The following is a 23,285-nucleotide window of genomic DNA, read 5'->3' as shown; positions in this document are numbered from 1 at the left end:
GGCATATGGGCCGTTAAAAAGCTCAGAGAATTTTGCCGAAATTACGCGTGGCACTTGGAAATCACGTGCACTTGGGTTTACCGTGTTCGAAGTCGGTTCAAAGTGGACCACTGGCTTCGGAGGGTTTTACATGAACAAAGCAGAGCTCATCGACGTTCTGACACAGAAGTTGGGCTCGGATCGCCGGCAGGCCACCGCTGCGGTGGAGCACGTCGTCGACACCATCGTTCGCACCGTGCACAAGGGTGAGAGCGTGACCATCACCGGATTTGGCGTTTTCGAGCAGCGCCGCCGCGCCGCTCGTGTCGCCCGCAACCCGCGGACCGGTGAGACTGTCAAGGTGAAGCCGACGTCGGTGCCGACGTTCCGTCCCGGTGCGCAGTTCAAGGCGGTTGTCTCTGGTGCGCAGAAGCTTCCGGCCGACGGCCCCGCTGTGAAGCGTGGCTCCACCGCCGCCCCGGCCAAGCGCGCCGCTGCCAAGAAGGCCGCCCCGGCCAAGAAGGCTCCCGCGAAGAAGGCTGCGCCTGCTAAGAAGGCTGCTCCCGTGAAGAAGGCAGTCGTCAAGAAGGCTGCTCCCGTGAAGAAGGCTGTCGTCAAGAAGGCTGCTCCCGCCAAGAAGGCTCCGGTCAAGAAGGTTGTGGCCAAGGCTCCCGCCAAGAAGGCCCCGGCCAAGAAGGCCCCGGCCAAGAAGGCTCCGGCCAAGAAGGGCCGCAAGTAGTTTCAACACAACATCGGGTCCCACCTCAGGGTGGGGCCCGATGTTGCTTTGTTGGGGGTAGTGCTGCTGTCAGCTGCCGGCGGGCAGCGGACTGTCCAGATGGTCTGCGGCCAGCAGCTTCTGGCCGCGCATCGACAACACCCACATACTGCCCTTGCGGTTACGTGATTTGTCGGGGCGCACACCGTCGCGCTGCGCCCACCACTGGATGAGATCAGGGATGACCTTGCCTTGGGTGCACAGCACCCGAATGCCGTCCGATCCGGCGATTTCAAGAACCCTGCGGTGCGCTCGTTTGCGATCTGCCCAGTAGGCCTCTTCACTGAGCGCGGGCTCGCTGAAGATCACCGTGTTCAGCTCTTCGGCAAGCGGCTCCACGGTCTGCCGACAGCGCAACCTATCGGCGGCATGAATAGCACTGGCACCGAATGCAAGTAATTGACCGGTGAGCGCTTCGGCTTGGGCGCGGCCCTTCTTATCCAGCGGACGCAGGGTGTCGTCGCCCGAATATCGTTCCTTTCGCCCCGCTTTTGCGTGACGCACAATAATTAATGTCTGAGTATCAATTTCGTGCTTTGCGAAGTTTCGAAGCACTTTCCGATCAACGGCATAGCTGACTGTCTTGATGGCTTCTCCCACCGGTAGCCACCGAATTTCGTCCACTTCATGGTTGGCTTCGAACTTGCCGTCCACGGCTTGTGCCGCCCAGTATTTGACGCGTTTGGTGCCCTGGCTCACCGGGTAACTCACCGACGGCAATCGTCTGCCGAGGCGAGCGGTAAATCCCGTCTCCTCGGCGATCTCGCGGACCGCGGCGATGGCCGCCGTCTCTCCGGGGTCGAGTTTCCCCTTGGGAAGTGACCAATCGTCGTATCGTGGTCGGTGTACCAGGGCCACCTCGATGGCGCCGGTGGTGTGGTCCTGATCAGAGTCTTCCTGATACCGCCAGAGCGCGGCTCCGGCGGCAAGGACCGCCGCACCGGTCCGGGGGGTCGGATCGGGCACGAAAGCTCCTTCGGGGGAGAGTTGTTCAGCCGGGAGAACCTGGTCTAGATCATGTCTGCGAGCGGTGCCGTTTCATCATTTCGACCTGATGGTCGCGTACCTCTTCGCCGTCCGCGGGCGAGGCCAGCCATTGACCGTCGGGCTGCAGCTCCCAGCAGCGGGTGCGGGAGTCCAACGCGGAGGTGAACATATCGTCGAGCTGTGCGGTGAGCTTGGGGTCGGTGACGCGCGCGAGAACCTCGACACGTCGGTCCAGATTACGATGCATCATGTCGGCACTGCCGATCCAGAATTCGTTGATGGCGTTGAAGTGAATGATGCGCGAATGTTCAAGGAACCGGCCGAGAATGGATCGCACCGTAATGCTGTCGGAGTACTCGGGAACCCCGGGGCGCAATGCGCAGATTCCGCGCACCACTACCTCGATGGGGACCCCGGCCTGGGACGCCCGGTACAGCGCGTCGATCACCTGCTCATCGACCAACGCGTTCATCTTCAGCCGGATCCGGGCATCCTGACCAGCCCGATGCGCGGCGATCTCACGATCAATGCGGTCGACGATGCCGGCGCGGATTCCGTGCGGGGCGACCAACAGGTTGCGATAGGAGACCTTTCGCGAGTACCCGGTCAGTGAGTTGAACAGGTCGGTGAGATCGGCGCCGATCTCCGGTGCGCTGGTCAGCAGGCCGACGTCTTCGTAGAGCCGGGCCGTCTTCGGGTTGTAGTTTCCGGTGCCGATGTGGCAGTACCGGCGAATGGCCGACCCTTCCCGGCGTACCACCAGGGCGGTTTTGCAGTGTGTCTTGAGACCGATCAAGCCGTAGACCACGTGCACGCCGGCATCTTCCAACGCGCGGGCCCACTTGATGTTGGCCTGTTCGTCGAAGCGGGCCTTGATCTCCACCAGCGCGACCACCTGCTTACCTGCCTCGGCGGCATCGATGAGCGAGTTCACGATGGGGGAGTCGCCCGAGGTGCGATACAGCGTCTGCTTGATGGCCAGCACCTGGGGATCCGCGGCGGCCTGCTCGATAAACCGTTGCACGCTGGTGGAGAACGAGTCGTACGGATGATGAACGAGTACGTCGCCGTCGCGCAGCGTCGAGAAAATGCTCTTCGGTGTCTCGCCCTGTCCGAAGGCAGGGTGAGTGGCCGGTACAAAGGTCGGATCCTTGAGTGCGGGACGATCCACGCCGTAGACCTGCCACAAGCACGAGAGATCCAGCAGGCCGGGAACCTGCACCACATCACCGGGATCCACGTCCAGTTCACGCAGCAGCAGCTCCAGCATGTGCTCGGTCATGTCGTCGGCGACCTCGAGGCGGACCGGGGAGCCGAAGCGCCGGCGGGCCAATTCCCGTTCGAGCGCCTGCAACAGGTCCTCGTCGCGATCTTCCTCGACCTCGAAATCGGCATTGCGAGTGATGCGGAACGCATGATGCTCGACGATTTCCAGGCCAGGGAACAGCGCCGACAAATGCGCGGCGATCAGTTCTTCCATGGGCAGGAAGCGTGCGGTCTGGGTGGTCCCGGTCCCGTCGGGGCTGCGCAGCCGGACAAAGCGATCCACGTTGTCGGGCACCTTGATTCGGGCGAAGTGCTGACCGCCGGTTTCGGGTACCTGGACCGTGATCGCCAGATTCAGGCTCAAGCCGGATATATAGGGGAAGGGATGCGCGGGGTCGACCGCGAGCGGAGTGAGTACCGGGAAAACCTGGTCGGTGAAATAGGAGGAGAGGTAGCTCCGTTCGTCCTCGGACAGATCGGCCCAGGTGACGACGAAGATGCCGTTCTCGGCGAGCTCGGGGCGTACCGAATCGCTGAACACCCGAGCGTGCTGCACCGAGATTTCCTGGGTGCGCTCGCCGATCAGCTTCAACTGCTCGCGTGGCGACAGGCCGTCGGCCGAACGTACCGAGAGGCCGGTCTCGTCACGGCGTTTCAGGCCGGCGACCCGAACCATGTAGAACTCGTCCAGGTTGGACGCGAAGATCGCCAGGAATTTGGCGCGCTCCAGGATGGGCAGCGATTCATCGGCGGCGAGTGCCAGTACGCGCGCGTTGAAGTCGAGCCACGAGAGTTCCCGGTTGAGGTATCGGTCTTCGGGCAGCTCCTCACCCGACACGATTGTGGTTGCGGCCGGGGGAACGCTCGGTGTGGTCACCCTTGTGATCATAGAGATATCGGACCGGCTCAGAGAGGTAGCGCGGCCCCAAGCTCACGGGCGGCCGCCAGATCGTCCGGGGTGTCGACATCGCAGCGCAATCCCGGCCAGTCCCCGGTGAGCTCAACCGCCCCTGAATCCCGGTGGCGGCGTGCCGAATCGACGCCGAACAGCGGATTCAGGTCACCCTCGGTGCAAAAGAGCGCGGCGGTACCGGTGCCGTGCCGGTCGGCGACAAAACTGCGGGAATGGCCGCGTGCGGCCGCCAGGGCGGCGGCGAATTCCTCGGCCGTGACCACCGGAAGGTCGGCTTGCAACACAACAAGATTCGGTGACGCCGCACGTAGCTGAGCCGCTGCGCTGCGTAAGGCGTTGTTGAGCGGGTCGGGATGGCCCTCGGGGGTGTCGTCGAAGATGAACCGCGCACCGGCTTCGCCCGCTACCGCCTTGGCAGCAGGATCGGGGCTGATCACCGCCACGGTCCCGGCCGCGCTGAACGCCACCGAGATGGCGTGCGTCAGCATGCCCAGCACCAGCCGCTCGCGCTGGGGGCCGGGCAGGGACGACGCCAACCGGCTTTTCGCGGTCGCCAGGTTTTTGACCGCGATGATCACGCCGAAGTCTGTGCCAGCCTGTCTGCCCACATACTCCATGGTGCCAGCCCCGGCTAGGGTGTCTGCCATGGCCACGGATGAGCCGCTTGCGGGAAGACGACCAGTCAAAGCTGCGGTGATGGGTGCGGGTTCCTGGGGGACCGCGTTGGGCAAGGTGCTTGCCGACGCCGGTCACGATGTCCGTTTATGGGCACGCAGATCCGAATTGGCCGATGAGATCAATGCGACGCATCGCAACTCGGTGTACCTCAGCGATGTGGATCTGCCCACGTCGATCGTCGCCACCGGCGTGGCCGAGGAGGCCTTGCAGGGTGCCGAGCTGGTACTGCTCGCGGTGCCCTCGCAGTCATTGCGGGCGAACCTGACGCCCTGGGCCGACCTCATCGAGCCGGGTTCGTCGGTGGTGAGCCTGGCCAAGGGCATCGAGGTGGGCACGCTCATGCGAATGAGCCAGGTGGTCACCCAGGTTCTCGGCACCGATCCCAGCCGCGTCGCGGTGCTGACCGGCCCGAATCTGGCCAGTGAGATCGCCGCGGGCCAGCCCGCCGCCACCGTCATCGGGTGCACCGACTCGACGAGGGCCGTCGCGCTGCAGCGCGCGTTCTCCACTCGCTACTTCCGCCCCTACACCAATTCCGACGTCGTGGGCTGTGAGGTTGGCGGTGCGTGTAAGAACGTGATTGCCCTCAGCTGCGGCATGGCCGCCGGAGTTGGTTTGGGGGAGAACACGATAGCCACGATCATCACCCGTGGTTTGGCCGAGATCACTCGGTTGGGGCTGGCGCTCGGAGCCAGCCACACCACCCTGGCGGGGCTGGCCGGCGTCGGAGATTTGGTGGCCACCTGCACCTCGGCGCATTCGCGGAACCGGACTTTCGGCATGCGGCTGGGCAATGGCGAGACGCTGCAGGAGGCGCGCAACGCCGCCGGCGGTAGGGTCGCAGAGGGAGTTACCTCATGTGAGTCCATCTTGGCGCTGGCGTCGAGCTATGACGTCGAGATGCCGCTCACCGAGGCTGTTCATGGCGTCTGTCATCGCGGACTGAGCGTCACCGATGCCGTCGCTCAGCTATTGGGGCGCAGTACCAAACCGGAGTAAGCACATGCCAGAGCCAGGGATATCGACCCGGGCCGTAGTGGCCGCCACCGCCGAACCTGTTGCCGGACAACCCTTTCTCGCGGGCCCGGTATTCGCCTCCGCCTATCATCTGCCGGTGCCCGAGGATGATTCCCTCGACACCTACGGCCGTGCGTCCAATCCCAGTTGGCGACAATGGGAATCGGGCCTGGCGGCGCTGGAGCATGCCGACAGCGCGCTGGTGTTCGGTTCGGGAATGGGCGCGATCGCCTCCACTTTGCGCGCCCTGGTCCGGCCCGGGCAGACACTGGTGGTCCCGGAAGACGGCTACTACCAGACGCGGCGCTATGCCACGGAGAATCTTGCCGCGCTGGGGATCAACGTGGTCGCGGCCGGTGTGGACCAGATCGTGGACGCGGCGGCGCAGGCCGATGTGGTGGTGGCGGAGACACCGTCCAATCCGCGGCTCGATGTCGTCGACCTGGCCCTGCTGGCCCGTACAGCGCATGCGCACGGTGCGGTGTTGGTGGTCGACAACACCACGGCCACCCCGATGGGGCAGCGGCCACTGGAATTGGGTGCCGATCTGGTGGTCGCCAGCGCGACCAAAGCCCTCTCCGGTCACAGCGATCTGATCGCCGGATACGCCGCGGGATCGCGCGCCGACCTGATATCGGCCGTCGCGCAGGAACGATCGCGGGCCGGTGCCATCCTGGGCCCGTTTGAAGCCTGGCTGGGTGCGCGCAGCCTGGCCACCGCTGGGTTGCGGTTCGAACGCCAATGCCAGAACGCACTCGCGGTGGCGACCATGCTGCGGGAACACCCCGCGGTGGCATCGGTGCGTTACCCGGGACTGCCCGGCGACCCGTCGTATCCGGTGGCCGCCGCGCAGATGGCCCGATTCGGCTCACTGGTGTCGGTCGAACTGGCCAGCGCCGGGGCGGTGCACACGTTGGTGCGGCGCAGCGAGCTGTTGGCGTCATCGACGAGTTTCGGTGGTGTGCACACGTCGGTCGATCGGCGGGCGCGGTGGGGTGATGCGGTTCCGCCGGGGTTCGCGCGCATCTCGCTGGGCATCGAGGACACCGACGATCTGCTGGCCGACATTGAGGCTGCGCTCGCAGCCGGTACGGTCTGACACTGTGAATGACTCGGTGGCCCGCTCGCGCGCAGACCAACAGCGGATCAAGGTCGCGCTCGTCTTTGGTGGACGCAGCAGCGAGCACGCGATTTCCTGCGTGTCCGCCGGCAGCATTCTGCGCAATCTTGACCCGCTCGCCTACGAGGTGGTCGCGGTAGGGGTGACGCCCGAGGGCGGCTGGGTGCTGACCGATGGCGACCCGTCCCGGCTGGCCATCAGTGATCGCACATTGCCGCAGGTTACCGATGCATCCGGTACCGAGTTGGTGCTTGCCACTGACCCGCGTCGCGCGGGCCAGCTGGTCAACGTCGACTCGGCTGCCGCCGGGCAGGTGCTGGCCTCCGTGGACGTGGTTTTCCCGGTGCTGCACGGTCCTTACGGCGAGGACGGCACCATTCAGGGGCTGTTGGAGCTGGCGGGGGTGCCGTACGTGGGTGCCGGCGTGCTCGCGAGCGCGGCCGGTATGGACAAGGAGTTCACCAAGAAGCTGCTGGCCGCTGAAGGTCTTCCGATCGGCAAGTACGCCGTGATCCGGCCACGTGACGCCTCACTGACCCTTGATCAGCGCGAAGAGCTGGGGCTGCCGGTCTTCGTGAAGCCCGCGCGGGCGGGCTCGTCGTTCGGTGTTTCCCGGGTGACCGCATGGGAAGAGCTGCCCGCGGCCATCGCACATGCGCGCCGGTTCGACCCGAAGGTGATCGTGGAGGCCGCCATCATCGGCCGCGAGTTGGAGTGCGGGGTGCTGGAGTTCCCCGATGGAGACATCCGGGCCAGCGTGCTCGGAGAGATCCGGGTCGAAGGGGTACGCGGCCGCGAAGACGGTTTCTATGACTTCGAGACCAAGTACCTGGACGACACCGCCGAGCTGGACGTGCCGGCGAAGGTCGATGACGACGTGAGTGATCAGATCCGCGAGCTCGCCGTGGCGGCGTTCCGGGCGATCGACTGCCAGGGGCTGGCCCGGGTCGACTTCTTCCTCACCGAGGACGGTCCGTTGATCAACGAGATCAACACCATGCCCGGATTCACCACCATCTCTATGTACCCCCGGATGTGGGCCGCGACCGGCGTGGACTATCCGGCATTGCTGGACGCGATGGTCCGTACCGCGCTGGCGCGGGGCACCGGGCTGCGCTGATTTTCCGCGATGGGGTGCCGGGCCCGGATCAGCGCGGTAGCGGCTTTGGATCGGGTTTGACGGCGGGCAGCGCCTTGGCGATGGCGTCGGACATCTCGATCAAGGGCTCCGAGCCGGCGCCGTCGGGCACGGTCACCGCGACGTAGACACCGCGATCCACCGCGAACCAGGTGGTGCTGGCCAGCGCCGAGTCGCTCACCCGGAACCACTGCACCCCATTGACCTGCTCGACGGAGGTGCCGACGGCGAACTCGGCGGGCCGGTCGACACCGCAGCGTGCGATCACCGAATCCTGTCCGCGGCGCCACGCCGCGGCGGCCGGAGGTTGTGGCTCGGCAATCTCAACCCTGGACCAATTGCCTGCCATCTTGCCGGGATACGCCTTCACCACATCTACGCAGAGCGGTGAATTCGCCTGCGGTGCAGGAATATTTGCGACGGATATCGGGCGCTTCTCGTTCTGGAATTGCGCGTACTTGAGAACTCCGAAGAGTACGGCCAGTGCCGCGATCGCACCGAATACCGCGATGCCGATGAGGAGCTTGCGGGGTGGGCCGTCTTCGGATTGCACGGGCCTACACTAACCGAGTGCCAAATCTGGGCGATACCGGCGAGTTCGGCGTGATCAGCCGTCTCACCGCGGGCCGCGACCTCGGTGCCGACGTGCTGCTCGGTCCCGGTGACGACGCCGCGGTGGTGGCCGCGCCCGACGGTCGAGTGGTGATATCCACCGATATGTTGGTGCAGGACAGGCATTTTCGCCTTGAGTGGTCGGCTCCTTCGGAGATCGGCCGTAAGGCCGTGGCGCAGAACGCCGCGGATATCGAGGCGATGGGCGGGCGGGTCACCGCCTTCGTGGTGGCGGTGGGGGCACCGGCCCAGACGGATATCGCGTTTCTTGAGCAGCTCAACGAGGGGGTCTGGGCCGAGGCGACCCTGGTGGGGGCGTCGGTCGCGGGCGGAGATCTGGTGAGCGCGCGCGAGCTGGTGGTTTCGGTCACGGTGCTCGGCGACCTCCAGGGGCGCGCGGCGGTGACGCGCGCGGGCGCCGCGCCGGGGGACACGGTGGCGGTCTGCGGTGCGTTGGGCACCTCGGCGGCGGGATACCGATTGTGGCAGGACGGGATTGACGAATTCCCGGAGCTGCGCCGGATTCACCTGGTGCCCGCGCCGCCGTATGGGCAGGGGCCGGTCGCGGCCAGGGCGGGAGCGACGGCGATGACCGACGTGTCTGACGGACTGTTGGCCGACCTGGCGCATATCGCCGAACTCAGCGCGGTCCACCTTGATCTGAGCTCGGTGTGCATGGAGCCGTACCTGGAGCCGTTGGCCAGCGCCGCCGGGCTGCTCGGCGCCGATCCTTGGGCATGGATATTGACCGGGGGAGAGGACCATGCCCTCGTCGCGACGTTCCCGGGAACGATCCCGCCGGGCTGGATTGCCGTCGGCGAGGTGACGGCGGGTGACGTGGGCGTCACGGTTGATGGTGTCGAGTGGACTCGGGCAACCGGGTGGGACTCGTTTCGGCTAAGTTGACTCTTCGTGACTGCCCGACCTCTCGCCGAGCTGATTGATCCCGGCTGGGCTGATGCACTGGGACCCGTCGCCGATCAGGTGACCAAGATGGGGGAGTTCCTCCGCGAGGAGAACTCCTCGGGTCGCGGATATCTACCCACCGGGGCAAACGTGCTGCGTGCCTTCACCTATCCCTTGGCCGATGTTCGGGTGCTCATCGTCGGTCAAGATCCGTACCCCACGCCCGGACATGCCATGGGGCTGAGTTTCTCGGTGGCGGCCGATGTGCGGCCGGTGCCGCGCAGTCTGTCCAACATCTTTGACGAATACCAAGCGGATCTTGGGCTACCCAAACCCGCCAACGGCGATCTCACGCCGTGGTCGCAGCAGGGGGTGATGCTGTTGAACAGGGTGCTGACCGTGCGGCCGAGCAACCCGGCCTCGCATCGTGGCAAGGGCTGGGAAATCGTGACCGAATGTGCCATCCGGGCGCTCGTCGCGCGCGATGCCCCCTTGGTGGCCATTTTGTGGGGACGCGATGCGGCCACCCTCAAACCGATGTTGGGGGCCGGTGTGCCGACCATCGAATCTGTGCATCCGTCGCCGCTCTCGGCCTCCCGCGGATTCTTTGGCTCCAAACCGTTCAGCCGGGCCAACGAGCTACTCGTTGGATTGGGTGCCCAACCGATAGATTGGCGGTTGCCGTAATGCGTTGGTCTACAGGAGCATTGGCCGCCCTGGGGGGCGCGACGGCGGCGCTGGCGACCGGCGGTACCGCACTGCGTAGCCCGGCCGTGGTGGAGCGCCTGAACGACTGGGCCGCGCGACGGCTCACGGCGCAACAGCGCGCGGACCCCTACTCGGCGATCCTTCCCACCCCGATCACCGGTGACGACTTTTACAGCGACCCAGGCGATCTGAGTCTGCTGGCGCCGGGCGAGGTGGTCCGGTCCGACCAGGTCTCGCCGCGGCTGCCGCTGCGCAGGGCGACCATGCAGCGGATCATGGTGCGCTCCACCGACACCGCGGGCAACGCGGTTCCGGTGACCGCGGCACTGATTGAGCCGGAACGTCCGTGGCACGGTCCGGGTTCACGTCCGGTGGTGGTGCGTAATCAGGCGATCAACTCCCTGGGTTTGAAGTTCACGCCGTCTTATCGTCTGACACACCTGTGGTATCGGGACAACCCGCCGATGTTCCCGTTCCTGTCAGCGCAGAACTACGCCGTGCTGTTCCCGGACCATGAAGGCCCCCGAATGTCGTACGCGGCCGGGAAGATGGCAGGCCACGCGGTGCTCGATTCGGTGCGCGGAATGCTTTCGGAAAGACCTGATCTGGCCGATTCGCCAATCGTCATGCATGGATACAGTGGCGGGGCCATTGCCACCGCATGGGCAGCGCAGCTGCAGCCGACCTACGCGCCGGAGCTGCGGATCGCGGCCGCGGCTGCCGGCGGTACGCCCACCGATTACGCCCTGCTGTACGGCAGCATGAACCGGGGTGTTGGTGCGGGGCTCTTCGCGGCCGCGACCATTGGTCAGGCCCGCGAATTTCCGGAACTGGTGCAGATTTTCGGCGACTTCGCGCTCTACTGCGCGATCCGCGCCAAGAATATGCCGCAACCACCGTTGGCCGCTGCCGGCCTGTTGAGATTCGATCTGGATCTGCTCTCGGCGATCGAGAAACCGTTTGAATCGGAGCTGGGGCAACATGTGATTGCCGCCAACCGGCCCGGTGCCCTGACTCCGACCATGCCGGTGCTGCTCTATCACGGCTCGCGCAGTAAGGCGGTCGGCGATTTGTTCATTCCCGAAGAGGGAGCCTTGGCGTTGCGCGATACGTGGCGTGCCAATGGCGCTGAGGTTGATTACTGGGCGCTGCCGGGTGAGCATGTCACCGCGGATATGGTCGCGATCCCGTGGGTTGTGAACTGGATCCGCAGGAAGCTGCTGGGATGAGCGCTTGCGTGAAGACCGTCGAATCGGGATGAGCGCTTGCGTGAAGACCGTCGGACTCGACTGGATCAGGGCCAGACGGGCTTGCGCTTGCCGACGAAGGCGTCGACGCCTTCGATGCCCGTCGGGCTGACCGAGGCCTCGGCGATGCTCGCTTGTTCAAGATTCAGCTGCGCGTCGAGGGTGTTGCCGACACTCAGACGGAGCAGCCGCCGGATGCGGTTCTGCGCCTCGCGTGGACCGGCGGCCAGCTTCTCGGCTGCGGCTACGGCGGTTGCCTGAACCTCGTCGTCGGCCACCACCCGGCTCAGCAGGCCAATGGCCAGCGCCTCGGGAGCCTCGACAACCCGGTCTGTCAGCAGGATGTCCGCGGCACGGGCCTTGCCGACGATGCGGGGCAATGCCCAGGACATGCCGCCGTCGGAGGAGTACCCGATGCCCGGGTAGGCAGCGCGCAGCTTGGTCGACTCGCCACCGATCGCGATATCGGCGAGCAGCACCAGGCTCAACCCGCCGCCGGCAGCCCATCCGTGTACGGAGGCCACCACCGGGCGATCCGCGGCGTCCACCGCGCGTACGAATTCGTGGAGTCGTCCGGCGAGGTCGTTGAGCTTGGCAGCCCGGTCCTCGGCGGAAGCGAAGTCACGGACATTGCCGCCGGCACAGAAATTGGCGCCGCTGCTGGTGAGCAAGATAGCGCCGACTTCGGTGGGCAGATCACGCAGCAGCGGTACGGCGGCATCGACACCGGTGAAGTCCAGCGAGGTACCAGCCGCCGCAGTGGCAATGGTGATGTGCAGGACGCCGTTGCGTACGGCGACGTAGTCAGACGACACGGCAGGTTCCGGACGCGATCAGGCGCCGCGGACGACCTTGCCGGCCTTGATGCAGGAGGTGCAGGCGTTGACGCGCTGCTTGTTGCCACCGGGGGAGGTGACGGCGTGAACCGTCTGGATGTTCGGGTTCCAGCGGCGGTTGGTACGCCGATGCGAGTGCGAAACCGACTTGCCGAAGCCGGGTCCCTTGCCGCACACGTCGCAGACGGCAGCCATAGTGAAACTCCTCAAACTCGCGATTCCGGCCAACGACCTGATTAGTCAGGGTGGCCCACAACCCTGCAAGGATAGCTTGACCGGCCCGTGAACGCCAAAATGGGTGCAGATGAGCCGCTTGGGTGAAGACCCTCAGACACTGTCAGTTCCGGTAGATAGGCTTTCTCACATGCGGCTCTCGGTATTGGACAGTGCTGCGCTGCTCGATTGGGCGCGCGCCTCCGTCGAGGGACTGATCTCGCGTAGTGACGAGATCAATCGACTGAATGTGTTCCCGGTCGCCGATGCCGATACCGGCACCAACATGTTGTTCACCATGCGGTCGGCGGTCAATGCCGCCGAGGCGCTGGGCGAAGGGGCCACGGTCGCGCAGGTTGCCGCGGCGCTGGCGCGTGGGGCGGTTCATGGAGCCCGTGGTAACTCTGGGGTGATCCTGTCGCAGATTGTCCGCGGTATCGCCGATGCGGCCGATGACCAGGACACCATTGGGGCAGAGGTGGTGCGCCGTGCGCTCCGCCAAGCCTCACAGTTCGTCATTGCCTCGATGAGTACGCCTGTCGAGGGCACCATCGTCTCGGTATTGCAGGCGGCCGCGGATGCCGCGGACAGCGTGCGGTCGGGCGATCTGCCCGAGCTCGTCAGTACCGCCGCCGATGCCGCGGTCTCGGCGCTGGAGAAGACGCCCAAGCAGCTCGACGTGCTCGCCGACAACGGTGTGGTGGACGCCGGTGCGCGCGGTCTGGTGGTCATCCTCGATGCGTTGGTGTCGGTGGTGGCGGGGGAGCTGCCCACTCGCCGCGAGTACAGCCCCTCACCTCCGAAGAACGCGCCGTCACAGGTGTGGGTGGCGGGGCCGGGGCGCGGTTCGGGGGGTCTGAACCTGGATCCTCCGCGCGAGCTGCCCCCCGAGTTCGAGGTGATGTATCTGCTCTGTGGGTGTGATGAACTGCAGATCGCCGACCTGCGAGCGCAGCTCGACGCGATGGGAGATTCCATTGCCATCGCCGGTGATGGCGCGATGGGGTATTCCGTCCACGCGCATGTCAACGATGCCGGGGCTGCCATCGAGGCCGGGATGAAATTCGGTATCCCTCAGTCGATTCAGATCTCCTCGCTGCGCGGCGATGTGGGCGGCGGGCATCACGACGGACGGCATCGGCACCGCCGGGTGCTGGCACTGGCGGAGGGTGACGGCGCGGCCACGCTGTTCTCCAGCGAGGGTGCTCAGGTGCTGCGTGTCGATGAGCCTCCGGCCAGCGCGAAGCGTCTGCTGGATGCGGTGGTCGATAGCGGTGCGCACCAGATCATGGTGTTGCCCAATGGATTGATGGCTGCCGAGGAACTGGTGGCGGTCTGCGCGGCAGCGCGCGGCTGGGGAATCACGGTGATCCCGCTGCCGTCGGCGTCCATGGCGCAGGGGCTGGCGGCGCTGGCGGTGCACGATCCGGAACGGATGGCGGTCGACGACAGCTACACCATGGCGCGTGCGGCCGGTGCCACCCGATTCGGGTTGGTACGCGTGGCCACCGAACGGGCTCTCACCTGGTCTGGCACCTGTGAGCCGGGAGACGCTATGGGCATCATCGGGGATGAGGTGCTGGTGCTCAACCACGATGTCGCCAATGCCACAAAGGCTTTGGTGAGCATCATGTTGTCCTCTGGTGGAGAGCTGGTGACCGTGCTGTTGTCGGACAAGGTGGATGAGTCTCTTGCCGAGTCGCTGGTCGAACACACCCGATCGCACCACGGCGGTGTCGAGGTGATGATTTATCGCACCGGGCAGCACACCGATGTCGTGCACATCGGTGTTGAGTGACGGCGCCCCGTGGTAAAACTTTCCGATCGCCTGGATCATGTGTTGGGCAACAAGGCATCCGACGTTCTCGACGCAGAATTCGGGCTGCTGACGGTTGAGGATCTGCTGCACCATTATCCGCGCCGATACAGCACCGACTTCAGTCTGCGTGACGAGCAAGACGGTGAGCGCGCCAAGCCCGGGGAGCACACCACCCTGGTGGGATTCATCACCTCGGCGGAACTCAAGAGCATGCGTAACCGCAAAGGGCAGTTTCTCTCTGTGACGCTGGGCAGTGCTCCGCATGCCGTGCAGGCCACGTTCTTTCATCCACACAAGGTGAAACGTGATCTGCAGGTGGGTAATCGGGTGATGCTCTCGGGTGCGGTCGGGGAGTTCCGGGGTAAGCCCCAACTGACGCATCCCGATTATCTGGTGCTGGAAACCGCGCTCGGCGAGAGCACCGAAACGCGGGGAAGTACCGCATTGCGCGGTATCGCCGGAGTCGCCCGCGATGCGTCCACTGCTATTTCGGCCTTTCAGCGCAATGTGTTTCCGATCTACCCGGCGACCAAGAACCTGGAAAGCTGGGATATCTATCGTTGTATCGATCAGGTTCTCACTCAGCTGGACCCGGTACCGGAGGCGCTGCCGCACGCGGTATTGGACGAGCACGGTCTGATGTCCCTGGACGAGGCACTGCGCGCGATCCACATGTCGGAGGACGCCTCCGAACAGAAGCAGGCACGCCGGCGGCTGGCGTTCGATGAGGCGCTGGGCCTGCAACTGGCGCTGGCCGTGCGCCGCGGCAGTGATATCGGGTCGGCGGGCCCGGCGATGCCGCTCATCGAAACCGGGCTGCGCGCGGACCTCTTGAGCCGGTTGCCCTTCGACCTTACCGACGGGCAGCAGCAGGTCGTTGCCGAGATCGGCGACGACCTTTCCGGGGTCAAGCCGATGAACCGGTTGCTACAGGGTGAGGTGGGCTCCGGTAAGACCGTGGTCGCGCTGCTGGCGATGATGCAGGCGATCGACGCCGGATATCAGTGCGCGCTGCTGGCGCCCACCGAGGTACTGGCGGTTCAGCATGCCCGGTCCTTGCGGGCGATGCTGGGGGCTTTGGCCACCGCCGGGGAGCTGGGAGCCCCCGACGAAGCGACCAGTATTGCGTTGCTCACCGGTTCGATGTCGCCGGCAGTGAAGAAGCAGGTCAAAGCGGACGTGGCGACCGGGCTTGCGGGCATCGTCATCGGAACCCATGCGCTGCTGCAGGATTCGGTGGACTTTCACAACTTGGGTCTGGTGGTCGTCGACGAGCAGCACCGTTTCGGTGTTGAGCAACGAGATCGGTTGCGGGCCAAGGCTCCAGAAGGAATCGTTCCGCACCTGCTGGTGATGACCGCTACGCCCATCCCGCGTACCGTCGCGCTCACGGTGTTCGGCGATCTGGAGACATCGACACTGCGGGAACTCCCGCGGGGGCGCCAGCCCATCACCACAACCGCGGTGTTCACCCGAGAGAAGCCGGGCTGGCTCGCCCGCGGTTGGGAGCGGATCGCCGAGGAAGTGGCCGCGGGCAGACAGGCCTATGTGGTGGCCTCCAGAATCGACGCCGATGACAAGGATGCTGGGCCGGATGAGGCGGAGGAGAAGCGCCCGCCACCGGTACCTGTCACCGAGTTGTACGAGACCATTCGGGGTTCCTTGTTGCCGGGACTGCGCGTCGGGCTGCTGCACGGCCGGTTGCCATCGGAACAGAAGGATGCCGTGATGACGGCGTTCAATGCCGGTGAGATCGATGTGCTGGTGTGCACCACAGTCATTGAGGTGGGTGTGGATGTTCCGAACGCCACCGTGATGCTCATCATGGATGCCGACCGGTTCGGCATCAGCCAGCTGCACCAGTTGCGCGGCCGGGTGGGCCGTGGCGGAAACAAGGGTCTGTGCCTTTTGGTAAGCCCATGCAGCCCCGCGGGTTCGGCGGGGCGGCGACTGCGTGCCGTACAGGACACCCTGGACGGGTTCACTCTGGCAGAGCTGGACCTGGAAGAGCGGCGTGAAGGTGATGTGTTGGGGCGCGACCAATCCGGGCGTGCGGTCAACCTGCGGCTGCTTTCCCTGCTGGATCATCGCGAGATGATCGAGACGGCCCGGGAGATGGCAATCAATGCCTGTGCGGACGATCCGGAGCTGGCACACCAGCCGGCGCTTGCGGGTATGGCCCGTCGTTTCCTGGTTGCCGATCAGATCGAGTACCTGGACAAGTCGTGAGTAACCGCACCATGCTCATTGTCGCCATTGCCGCGGCGATCGCGATGGTGGTGGCATTTCAGGTCTCGGCCCGATACCGGATACAACGTGCCAATGTCATTGCCGGGCAGCCTAATATTCCGACGCTGGCACCCGGACAGGATCCGCTGGCCGGTGTGACGGTGCAGCCCCAGCGCGTACGGGCCAAGGATTATCAGCGCACTGAGTTCGGTGATGCCTGGTCCGATGACACCGATGCTCCGGGCGGGCGCAATGGGTGCGACACACGCAACGACATCTTGAATCGCGATTTGACCGACAAGAGTTTCGTGTACACACGCAGATGTCCACACGCGGTACGTACCGGCAGCCTGCACGATCCCTACACGGGATCACAGATCGCCTTCACTCGTGGGCCGACAAGCGGGGAAGCCGTGCAGATCGATCACATCGTGCCGCTGGCCTACGCATGGGACATGGGTGCCAGCGCGTGGCCGCCGGCCATGCGCTGGCGTTTTGCGAATGATCCGGCCAATCTCATCGCGGTACAAGGGCAGGCGAACAAGGACAAGGGCGATCAGGCGCCCGCCAGCTGGATGCCGCCGAACAAGGCGTTCTGGTGTCAGTACTCGATGCAGTTCGCCGAAGTGGTTCGTGGGTATCATCTTTCGGTGGATGAGCGCTCCGCAAATGCCATCCGTGCGGCAGCGCAGAGCTGCCCGCGGGGCTCACGTGCGTAACGCCGTGACGCCGGCAGTTGCCTTCGCGACAGCTCCTACAGCCCAGACAACCCTGCGCGGCTGGGGGCGGTCGCCGCCGTGGCGGTGGCGGTGTTCGCGGTCACCACAACGGAAATGATGCCGGTGGAGCAACTCGACGGTGACATTGCCTTTCGCGATGTCCATTGTCGCGGGCGTCACAAAGTGCTCCTCGAGTGCGATTGCGCGCGCGGGACTGTGCGCGCCGGGTAGGTGATGCCAGAGCGAGCTGACTGCTGCCGCGGCCGCCCCCACCATCGCTTTCCGCCGATTCATAGCCACGTTCCGAACCTAAAGTCCTTCTGTACCTTGGGGGATACGCAGTATCACCATGTAGAACAGGGAATTACGCGGCGGCATTACGCCTGTCCACAACCGTTGAATCTGTGGTAGACAGGGACGGAAGCCCAAACAGGTGGTGGTCGTAAATGAAGAGAGTTCGGTGGGGCTGGTTACTTGCCATCGTGGTGATGTGCGCCCTGATTAGTTCGCCTATCGGCATTCCGTCCGCAGTTGCCGCTGCGTGTCCCGATGTCGAGGTCGTATTCGCGCGTGGAACGTTTGAGCCGCCGGGTGTCGGCGGGACTGGAGAAGCGTTCGTCAACGCACTGCGGGCACGCACAAAGGGCAAGTCGGTCGAGGTCTACCCCGTCGAATACCCCGCGTCCTTGGCCTTTGCGACCGCCGCGGACGGTGTGGTCGATGCCAGCAACCGCGTCAAGGATGTTGCCGTGCGCTGCCCCAATACGAAGATCGTGATGGGCGGGTTCTCCCAGGGCGCGGCGGTCGTGGCCTACACCACCGCCGATGCGGTGCCCCCGGGCTTCGAGCTGCCAGAGGGGATCACCGGACCCATGCCCCCCGAGGTGGCCGACCATGTCGCCGCGGTAGCGCTGTTCGGCAAACCCTCCAGCGGATTCTTGCAACGCATCGACAACACGGCCCCGCCGATCAACATCGGGCATCTGTATGCGGCCAAGACTGTCGACATGTGTGTTCCCGAGGATCCGATCTGCTCGCCGGACGGTAGCGATAACGCCGCACACGGCTCATACGGAGACAACGGCATGACGAACCAGGCCGCAGATTTCGCGGCGCGGGAGATCAATTCGTCAGCGGACTGATTCGACGAGTTTCTTCAGGTGCCGTGATGCCGCCCGCAGCGGCTCGTCATCGCTTGAAACACGTGAGATGAGTTCGGCGCCTTCGAGGATCGATATGACTGTGCATGCCAGATCATTGGCGGCCGCGGGTTTGAATCCTCCGTCTCGGAGTTTATCGGCGATGAGGCGCCGCCACAGTCGCAGGGACTCGTCGGCGGCCTGTTGAATGGCTGGCGAGCGGCCGATGATCTCCAGCGCGGTCGCGGCGACGGGGCAACCGTCGGACCAATTCGACCCACGAAGATCTTCGGCGAGCAGGGTCGCGCAGCGCGCGACGGCTATTGCGGGATTGCTCGAGCTGGCCAGTCCGCGCCGCAGCAGGTCCGCGAATTCCGCGGCGCCGTAGCGCAATGCCTCGGCCGCGAGTTCTTCCTTTCCATCGGGGAAGAAGTGATACAGGGAGCCAAATGTGGCACCAGCTTCGGTGATGATGCGTTTGACGCTGGTGGCCTCATAACCCTGCCGCTGCAGCAGTGCGGCGGTCGCGATGACGAGCCGCGTACGCGTGTCCGGTTCCTCCACATACGGGAGCCTACCCGCACTAGAGCGTTCACTCCAGCACCCTGATATCCTCTCGCTAGAGCGTTCGTTCTAATGGAGGTCTAATGCGTGATCTGTTCACCGAACACCCCGGATACACCCGGATGTTCGCGCCCGGAAAATTGACTGTCGGTCTGTTCCTGCCTCTGTGGCAATACGACCGATCAATGAATTCGATGGCGGGTCAGGGCGAGATCATCGAGGCGGCCGACGGTTCGGAGTTCGCGGCACTGTGGGTTCGGGATGTGCCGCTGTACGACCCCGGATTTCGGGATGTGGGGCAGGTTTTCGATCCTTGGACCTACCTTGCGTGGCTTGCGGCTCGCACCAGTCGCCTTTCGCTTGCCGCGGGCAGCATCGTTTTCTCGTTGCGGCATCCGATCGATATCGCCAAACAATCCGCCTCCATCGATCAACTCTCGGGCGGGCGCCTGGTCGTTGGCGCTGCCTCTGGGGATCGGGCTGCCGAGTATCCCGCCTACGGGATCGATCATGCGAGCCGTGGGCAGCGGTATCGGGAGGCTGTGAAGTGGTTCCGGACTCTGACGGAGGAGACGGCCCCGCGTATTACCGGCCCCTACAGCACCTTTGGTGGCGGCCTCGACCTACTGCCGAAACCTGCTGCGCGCCGGGTACCGCTGATCGTCACGGGTTCCTCGCAACAGGAACCGACGTGGATCGCCGAAAATGCCGATGGCTGGCTGGTTTACCCAGGTGCCTACGACCGCGCGGGGACGGGTGAGCTCGGACGCAGGATTGCTGCGTGGCGCGAACTCGTTCCGGGGCAGGAGTTTCGGCCAGTGGCCACCAACGAATGGATCGATCTCGTCGAGGACCGAAAGTCGCCTCCCACGCCGCTACGTGGGGGATTTGTGCTTCGTACCGGAACCGACGGGCTGCTGGATCTGCTCGGCCGGTGGCGTGACGCTGGGGTGAACCACGGTGCATTGGGGGTGCAGCACGGTGCACGCCCGGCCGGCGAGGCGGTTCAACAGTTGATCGAGGAGGTGGCGCCCGAGTTTCCGGCGCTCGTGGGGCCAAAGCCTCTTACTACCCGGTGGTGAGCCGTTTCTGGATGAGTTCGATCGTCGACTCGATCACCGCGACGTCGGATGCGCCCGGTACCAAGATGAATTCATCCAGACCGGCCTCCTCGGCGCCGTCGAGCGTGCGATTCAGCGCGTCGGCGTCGAAGTTGGTCAACGTCTTCGGAACATTCTCGGCGATCTGCGCGCCGAAAATCGCGAGGTAGTCGCTGGTGAACTGCTTGAGTTCGGATTCTGCTTCCGCGATGCCCAGCGTGTAGAAGCAGCCGCTCGACAGCAGCGGCGGTTGGGCATGTCCCGCCTCCTGCCACGCGGCGCGCGCGGCGCCGGCGGAGTGGGCAAGCTCGGCCGGCGCGCCGGAGACGCTGAATCCGGTGATGCCGTCGGCCCAACGGGCGGCACGGGCTAGGGACTTCGGGCCGATCGCGGCGGCGACGATGGGCGGCCCACCGCTTTGAACGGGCGCGGGGCCGACGGGATCGGCGCCGTCGAACGGCGGCTCACCGCACCACAGCCGGCGCAGCTCGGCCACCTGATCATCCAGTCGCTGGTGGCGCCGTTCGAAGGACGCGTCCAACGACCGGTAGTCGTGCTCACGGCCGCCCACACCCACTCCCAGGGTGAAGCGCCCTTCGGATAGCACGTCCAGCGTGGCCGCTTGTTTGGCGACCAACGGCACCGGATGTGCCGGCAGCACAGAAACATTCGCCAGTAACCGCACTCTTTCGGTGACCGCCGCCGCCGCGGCGAGCGTTACCCACATGTCTTGGTTGTGATACGAGATGCGCTCGCCGGAGGAGACGGTGGAAAACGGTCCCTCATCGGCCAGACGGGCCCAGGTGAGCGTCGACTCGCGGGTGTACTCCCGACACATGAAAGGCAGGGCAATGCCGATATCCATACCGGCAGCCTAGGAGTTCTCGCTACGGTGATGGCGTGAGCCCTTTCCGCGACTTCGCCCTGCGTGCCAGCACCGCCGCGACACCGCACATCCCGACTCCGGTCCGGCGGGCCATGGCCGGTCGTCAGGTGATCATCGACGGCAACATCCTGGACCCGACGACCCAGCTCCTGCTGCGCGGTATGGAGCTCATGGGGGAGGGGGAGATATCGCGCGGTGAGGATGTCGCGGAGAACCGGGCCAGCATGCGTAGACAGGCCGGGCTGCTGCAATTCAGCACACCGGTAGGGCAGGTGCGCAACTTTTCTATCCCCGGACCCGCCGGGCCCATCCCGGTCCGCCACTACAAACCGGTGACCGACCACACCCGGGCACTGCTGGTGTTCTTCCACGGTGGTGGCTGGGTGATCGGCGACCTGGAGACCCACGACCAGCCGTGCCGCCAGACATGTCGTGACGCCGGCGTCGCGGTGCTGTCGGTGGACTACCGGCTGGCCCCCGAGCACAAGGCCCCCGCCGCCGCCGAGGACTGTTTGGCCGCGTATCTCTGGGCCGTCGAACATGCAGCCGATCTGGGCGTGGCACCAGACAGGATCGCGGTGGGTGGTGACAGTGCGGGCGGTAACTTGGCGGCCGTCGTCGCGCAGCAGACACGCGACAGCGGGGCGCAACTGCCGTTGTTGCAATTCCTGATCTATCCGGCCGTCGACTTCACGGTCCGCAGACCGTCACGTGATCTGTTCGCCACGGGCTTTTTTCTCACCAAGGCGGCCATGGACGGATTCGAAAGTCACTACCTCGATGGGTCCGATGTCGACAAGGCAGACCCCCAAGTGTCACCGATTCTAGCTGCGGACTTCGGGGGATTGCCCCCGGCGCTCATCACCACCGCAGGTTTTGACCCGCTGCGCGATGAGGGCAACGAATACGCGGAGAAGCTGCGGGCGGCCGGAGTGCCGGTGGACCTGCGGGTAGAGGGATCGCTGATCCATGGCTTCTACAACATGGCCGGGCTGGGCGGGGCGCCCTCGGACGCCATGAACGAGCTGACGTCGGCGCTGCGCGCACACCTGTCCCGCTAATTCTGCCCGGTAGGCTGTGCGCGTGGCCAAACCGAAGCAACCCCCTAGCTACGACCTCAAGAAGTCGGAGCAGCGCCGAAGCCAGCTGATTCAAATCGGGCTCACGGCGATTGTCGTGCTGTTCGCCGTGGGGCTGGTGGGGTTCATCGTCCTCAGTAACAAGAAGGACCCGGGGCCGCCCGCGCCGCCCGCAGGTGAGGTCAAGGCGATCCAGGTGGTCACTCCCGGCCCGGCGAAGCTGATCACCAAGGAGGGAACCACCGAGCCCAAGGTGGTCCTGACCCTGATCGAGGACCCGATCTGTCCCGCGTGCGCCATGTTCGAGCAGGAATTCGGGCCGACCGTGCGCAAGCTCATCGACACCGGCGCGGTGCGGGCCGACTACAACATGGTCGGCATTCTGGATGTGCCCCGCCTCAAGCGCGACTACTCGTCGCGGGCGTCGGCGGCCGCCTACTGCGTGGCCGACCAGTCCCAGGATCTGTTCCTCAAATTCCACTCCGTGCTCTACGACCCCAATAAGCAGCCCGATGAGGTCAACTCCAAGACCTGGCACGACGATAAGTGGCTGATCGACCAGGCCAAGGGTGTGGGTGCTTCTGATGCGGTCGCCAAGTGCATCAAGGACAAGAAGTACATCAACATGGTCAAGGAGCTCGGTCCGAAGCTGAACATCCAGGCCACGCCCACCATCCGGATCAACGGCAAGGACTGGGAGATCAGCAAGGGCGCCACGCCGGACGACCTGATCAAGGCCGTCACGGATATCACCGGACCGGTTCCGGGCCTGAAGTGACGCTTCGTCCCGCGACCGCTTGGTACGTCCTCGTTGCCGGGGTCGCCGGGCTGGCCGCCGCGCTGGCTCTCACCATCGAGAAGATCGAGATCCTGATCGATCCGACCTACGTGCCGTCGTGCAGCCTGAACCCGATCATCTCCTGCGGTTCGGTGATGACGACCGATCAGGCTTCGGCGTTCGGGTTCCCCAATTCGCTCATCGGCATCGTCGCGTTCACGGTGGTGTTGGTGACGGGCGTGCTGTCGGTCGCCAAGGTGGAGCTGCCACGCTGGTATTGGAGTGGTTTGGCCGTTGGCAGCCTATTGGGCGTGGTCTTCGTCCACTGGTTGATCTTCCAGAGCCTGTACCGGATCGGTGCGCTGTGCCCGTACTGCATGGTGGTGTGGTCGGTGACGATTCCGCTGTTTGTGGTGACTACCTCGATTGCCTTACGGCCGTTGGGATCTCAGCGGTGGGCGCGGATTTTGTATCAGTGGCGCTGGTCTTTGGTGGTGTTCTGGTTCGTGGCGCTGATCCTGGCGATCCTCGAACGATTCTGGGATTACTGGATCACACTCGTCTGACTTGATTT

At 64.9% G+C, this 23,285-nt stretch carries 23 protein-coding genes; 15 read left to right on the top strand and 8 right to left on the bottom strand.

The features are described 5' to 3' along the window. The first annotated feature begins 130 nt into the window (after positions 1 to 130). The gene (locus ABG82_RS17405) at positions 131 to 718 is read left to right on the top strand and encodes an HU family DNA-binding protein (RefSeq protein ID WP_062826695.1); all 588 of its coding nucleotides are present in this window, start codon (positions 131 to 133) and stop codon (positions 716 to 718) included. 69 nt (positions 719 to 787) lie between these two features. Here the strand turns inward: ABG82_RS17405 and mutT1 are convergent, their stop codons facing one another. Genes mutT1 through cofC form a run of 3 tightly spaced genes read right to left on the bottom strand, consistent with a single transcriptional unit; the run spans position 788 to position 4,540 of the window. Then, on the bottom strand, positions 788 to 1,723 hold the full coding sequence (gene mutT1 / locus ABG82_RS17400) for an 8-oxo-(d)GTP phosphatase MutT1 (protein WP_043079084.1): 936 nt from the start codon (positions 1,721 to 1,723) through the stop codon (positions 788 to 790). Between the two features lie 49 nt (positions 1,724 to 1,772). Next, on the bottom strand, positions 1,773 to 3,899 hold the full coding sequence (locus ABG82_RS17395) for an RNA degradosome polyphosphate kinase (RefSeq protein WP_078343282.1): 2,127 nt from the start codon (positions 3,897 to 3,899) through the stop codon (positions 1,773 to 1,775). Between the two features lie 17 nt (positions 3,900 to 3,916). Beyond that, the gene (gene cofC, locus ABG82_RS17390) at positions 3,917 to 4,540 is read right to left on the bottom strand and encodes a 2-phospho-L-lactate guanylyltransferase (RefSeq protein ID WP_043079106.1); all 624 of its coding nucleotides are present in this window, start codon (positions 4,538 to 4,540) and stop codon (positions 3,917 to 3,919) included. Between the two features lie 79 nt (positions 4,541 to 4,619). Here cofC and ABG82_RS17385 point away from each other — a divergent pair, with 79 nt between their 5' ends. Genes ABG82_RS17385 through ABG82_RS17375 form a run of 3 tightly spaced genes read left to right on the top strand, consistent with a single transcriptional unit; the run spans position 4,620 to position 7,858 of the window. After that, the gene (locus ABG82_RS17385) at positions 4,620 to 5,600 is read left to right on the top strand and encodes an NAD(P)H-dependent glycerol-3-phosphate dehydrogenase (RefSeq protein ID WP_043079083.1); all 981 of its coding nucleotides are present in this window, start codon (positions 4,620 to 4,622) and stop codon (positions 5,598 to 5,600) included. A gap of 4 nt (positions 5,601 to 5,604) precedes the next feature. Further along, a complete protein-coding gene (locus ABG82_RS17380; RefSeq protein WP_043079082.1) occupies positions 5,605 to 6,717 on the top strand; it encodes a cystathionine gamma-lyase in 1,113 nt (370 codons plus the stop codon). Between the two features lie 4 nt (positions 6,718 to 6,721). Further along, a complete protein-coding gene (locus ABG82_RS17375; protein WP_043079081.1) occupies positions 6,722 to 7,858 on the top strand; it encodes a D-alanine--D-alanine ligase family protein in 1,137 nt (378 codons plus the stop codon). 28 nt (positions 7,859 to 7,886) lie between these two features. Here the strand turns inward: ABG82_RS17375 and ABG82_RS17370 are convergent, their stop codons facing one another. After that, the gene (locus tag ABG82_RS17370) at positions 7,887 to 8,429 is read right to left on the bottom strand and encodes a DUF3515 domain-containing protein (protein WP_043079080.1); all 543 of its coding nucleotides are present in this window, start codon (positions 8,427 to 8,429) and stop codon (positions 7,887 to 7,889) included. A gap of 17 nt (positions 8,430 to 8,446) precedes the next feature. Here ABG82_RS17370 and ABG82_RS17365 point away from each other — a divergent pair, with 17 nt between their 5' ends. The 3 genes from ABG82_RS17365 to ABG82_RS17355 are packed head-to-tail and all read left to right on the top strand — an operon-like array spanning position 8,447 to position 11,331. Beyond that, positions 8,447 to 9,394 (top strand): thiamine-phosphate kinase, encoded by a 948-nt coding sequence (locus ABG82_RS17365; RefSeq protein WP_043079079.1) that lies wholly within the window; start codon positions 8,447 to 8,449, stop codon positions 9,392 to 9,394. Positions 9,395 to 9,400: 6 nt separating this feature from the next. Further along, complete coding sequence (locus ABG82_RS17360) at positions 9,401 to 10,081, top strand: uracil-DNA glycosylase (protein ID WP_043079078.1); 681 nt, start codon at positions 9,401 to 9,403, stop codon at positions 10,079 to 10,081. Beyond that, the gene (locus ABG82_RS17355; protein WP_043079077.1) at positions 10,081 to 11,331 is read left to right on the top strand and encodes a lipase family protein; all 1,251 of its coding nucleotides are present in this window, start codon (positions 10,081 to 10,083) and stop codon (positions 11,329 to 11,331) included. The genes ABG82_RS17360 and ABG82_RS17355 overlap by 1 nt, the downstream gene beginning before the upstream one ends. Positions 11,332 to 11,396: 65 nt before the next feature. On the opposite strand, the gene ABG82_RS17350 is transcribed toward ABG82_RS17355, so the two are convergent. Continuing rightward, entirely contained in the window at positions 11,397 to 12,164 is a 768-nt protein-coding gene (locus tag ABG82_RS17350) for an enoyl-CoA hydratase/isomerase family protein (protein ID WP_043079076.1), read from the bottom strand. Between the two features lie 18 nt (positions 12,165 to 12,182). Beyond that, positions 12,183 to 12,380, bottom strand: coding sequence for a 50S ribosomal protein L28 (rpmB, locus tag ABG82_RS17345; RefSeq protein ID WP_005056915.1), 198 nt, complete (start codon positions 12,378 to 12,380; stop codon positions 12,183 to 12,185). Positions 12,381 to 12,549: 169 nt separating this feature from the next. Here rpmB and ABG82_RS17340 point away from each other — a divergent pair, with 169 nt between their 5' ends. The 4 genes from ABG82_RS17340 to ABG82_RS17325 all read left to right on the top strand — a co-directional run bounded on the left by ABG82_RS17340 (position 12,550) and on the right by ABG82_RS17325 (position 18,307). Then, positions 12,550 to 14,196, top strand: coding sequence for a DAK2 domain-containing protein (locus tag ABG82_RS17340; RefSeq protein WP_043079075.1), 1,647 nt, complete (start codon positions 12,550 to 12,552; stop codon positions 14,194 to 14,196). Positions 14,197 to 14,205: 9 nt separating this feature from the next. Further along, the gene (gene recG / locus ABG82_RS17335) at positions 14,206 to 16,446 is read left to right on the top strand and encodes an ATP-dependent DNA helicase RecG (RefSeq protein ID WP_043079074.1); all 2,241 of its coding nucleotides are present in this window, start codon (positions 14,206 to 14,208) and stop codon (positions 16,444 to 16,446) included. Continuing rightward, on the top strand, positions 16,443 to 17,165 hold the full coding sequence (locus tag ABG82_RS17330) for an HNH endonuclease family protein (protein WP_043079073.1): 723 nt from the start codon (positions 16,443 to 16,445) through the stop codon (positions 17,163 to 17,165). Before recG ends, ABG82_RS17330 begins: the two co-directional genes overlap by 4 nt. A gap of 446 nt (positions 17,166 to 17,611) precedes the next feature. Next, a complete protein-coding gene (locus tag ABG82_RS17325; protein WP_043079071.1) occupies positions 17,612 to 18,307 on the top strand; it encodes a cutinase family protein in 696 nt (231 codons plus the stop codon). Here ABG82_RS17325 and ABG82_RS17320 read toward each other — a convergent pair. Continuing rightward, positions 18,296 to 18,868: a TetR/AcrR family transcriptional regulator gene (locus ABG82_RS17320; protein ID WP_043079070.1), complete on the bottom strand. Its 573-nt coding sequence runs from the start codon at positions 18,866 to 18,868 to the stop codon at positions 18,296 to 18,298. The two genes, ABG82_RS17325 and ABG82_RS17320, sit on opposite strands and share 12 nt — an antisense overlap. 83 nt (positions 18,869 to 18,951) lie before the next feature. Between ABG82_RS17320 and ABG82_RS17315 the strand changes: the two genes are divergently transcribed. After that, on the top strand, positions 18,952 to 19,950 hold the full coding sequence (locus ABG82_RS17315) for an LLM class oxidoreductase (RefSeq protein ID WP_043079069.1): 999 nt from the start codon (positions 18,952 to 18,954) through the stop codon (positions 19,948 to 19,950). Here ABG82_RS17315 and ABG82_RS17310 read toward each other — a convergent pair. Next, a complete protein-coding gene (locus ABG82_RS17310; RefSeq protein WP_043079068.1) occupies positions 19,937 to 20,833 on the bottom strand; it encodes an LLM class flavin-dependent oxidoreductase in 897 nt (298 codons plus the stop codon). The two genes, ABG82_RS17315 and ABG82_RS17310, sit on opposite strands and share 14 nt — an antisense overlap. A gap of 35 nt (positions 20,834 to 20,868) precedes the next feature. On the opposite strand from ABG82_RS17310, the gene ABG82_RS17305 reads away from it, so the two are divergent. From ABG82_RS17305 to ABG82_RS17295, 3 genes are read left to right on the top strand one after another with little or no spacing between them, the layout of a single operon-like run. Next, entirely contained in the window at positions 20,869 to 21,915 is a 1,047-nt protein-coding gene (locus ABG82_RS17305; protein WP_043079067.1) for an alpha/beta hydrolase, read from the top strand. 22 nt (positions 21,916 to 21,937) lie between these two features. After that, on the top strand, positions 21,938 to 22,711 hold the full coding sequence (locus ABG82_RS17300; RefSeq protein ID WP_043079066.1) for a DsbA family protein: 774 nt from the start codon (positions 21,938 to 21,940) through the stop codon (positions 22,709 to 22,711). Further along, on the top strand, positions 22,708 to 23,277 hold the full coding sequence (locus tag ABG82_RS17295) for a vitamin K epoxide reductase family protein (RefSeq protein WP_043079065.1): 570 nt from the start codon (positions 22,708 to 22,710) through the stop codon (positions 23,275 to 23,277). Before ABG82_RS17300 ends, ABG82_RS17295 begins: the two co-directional genes overlap by 4 nt. Positions 23,278 to 23,285 lie beyond the last annotated feature (8 nt).

The organism is Mycobacteroides immunogenum (genome assembly GCF_001605725.1).
Taxonomy (GTDB): Bacteria; Actinomycetota; Actinomycetes; order Mycobacteriales; family Mycobacteriaceae; genus Mycobacterium; species Mycobacterium immunogenum.
This window is presented reverse-complemented; position numbering and strand designations above follow the sequence as displayed.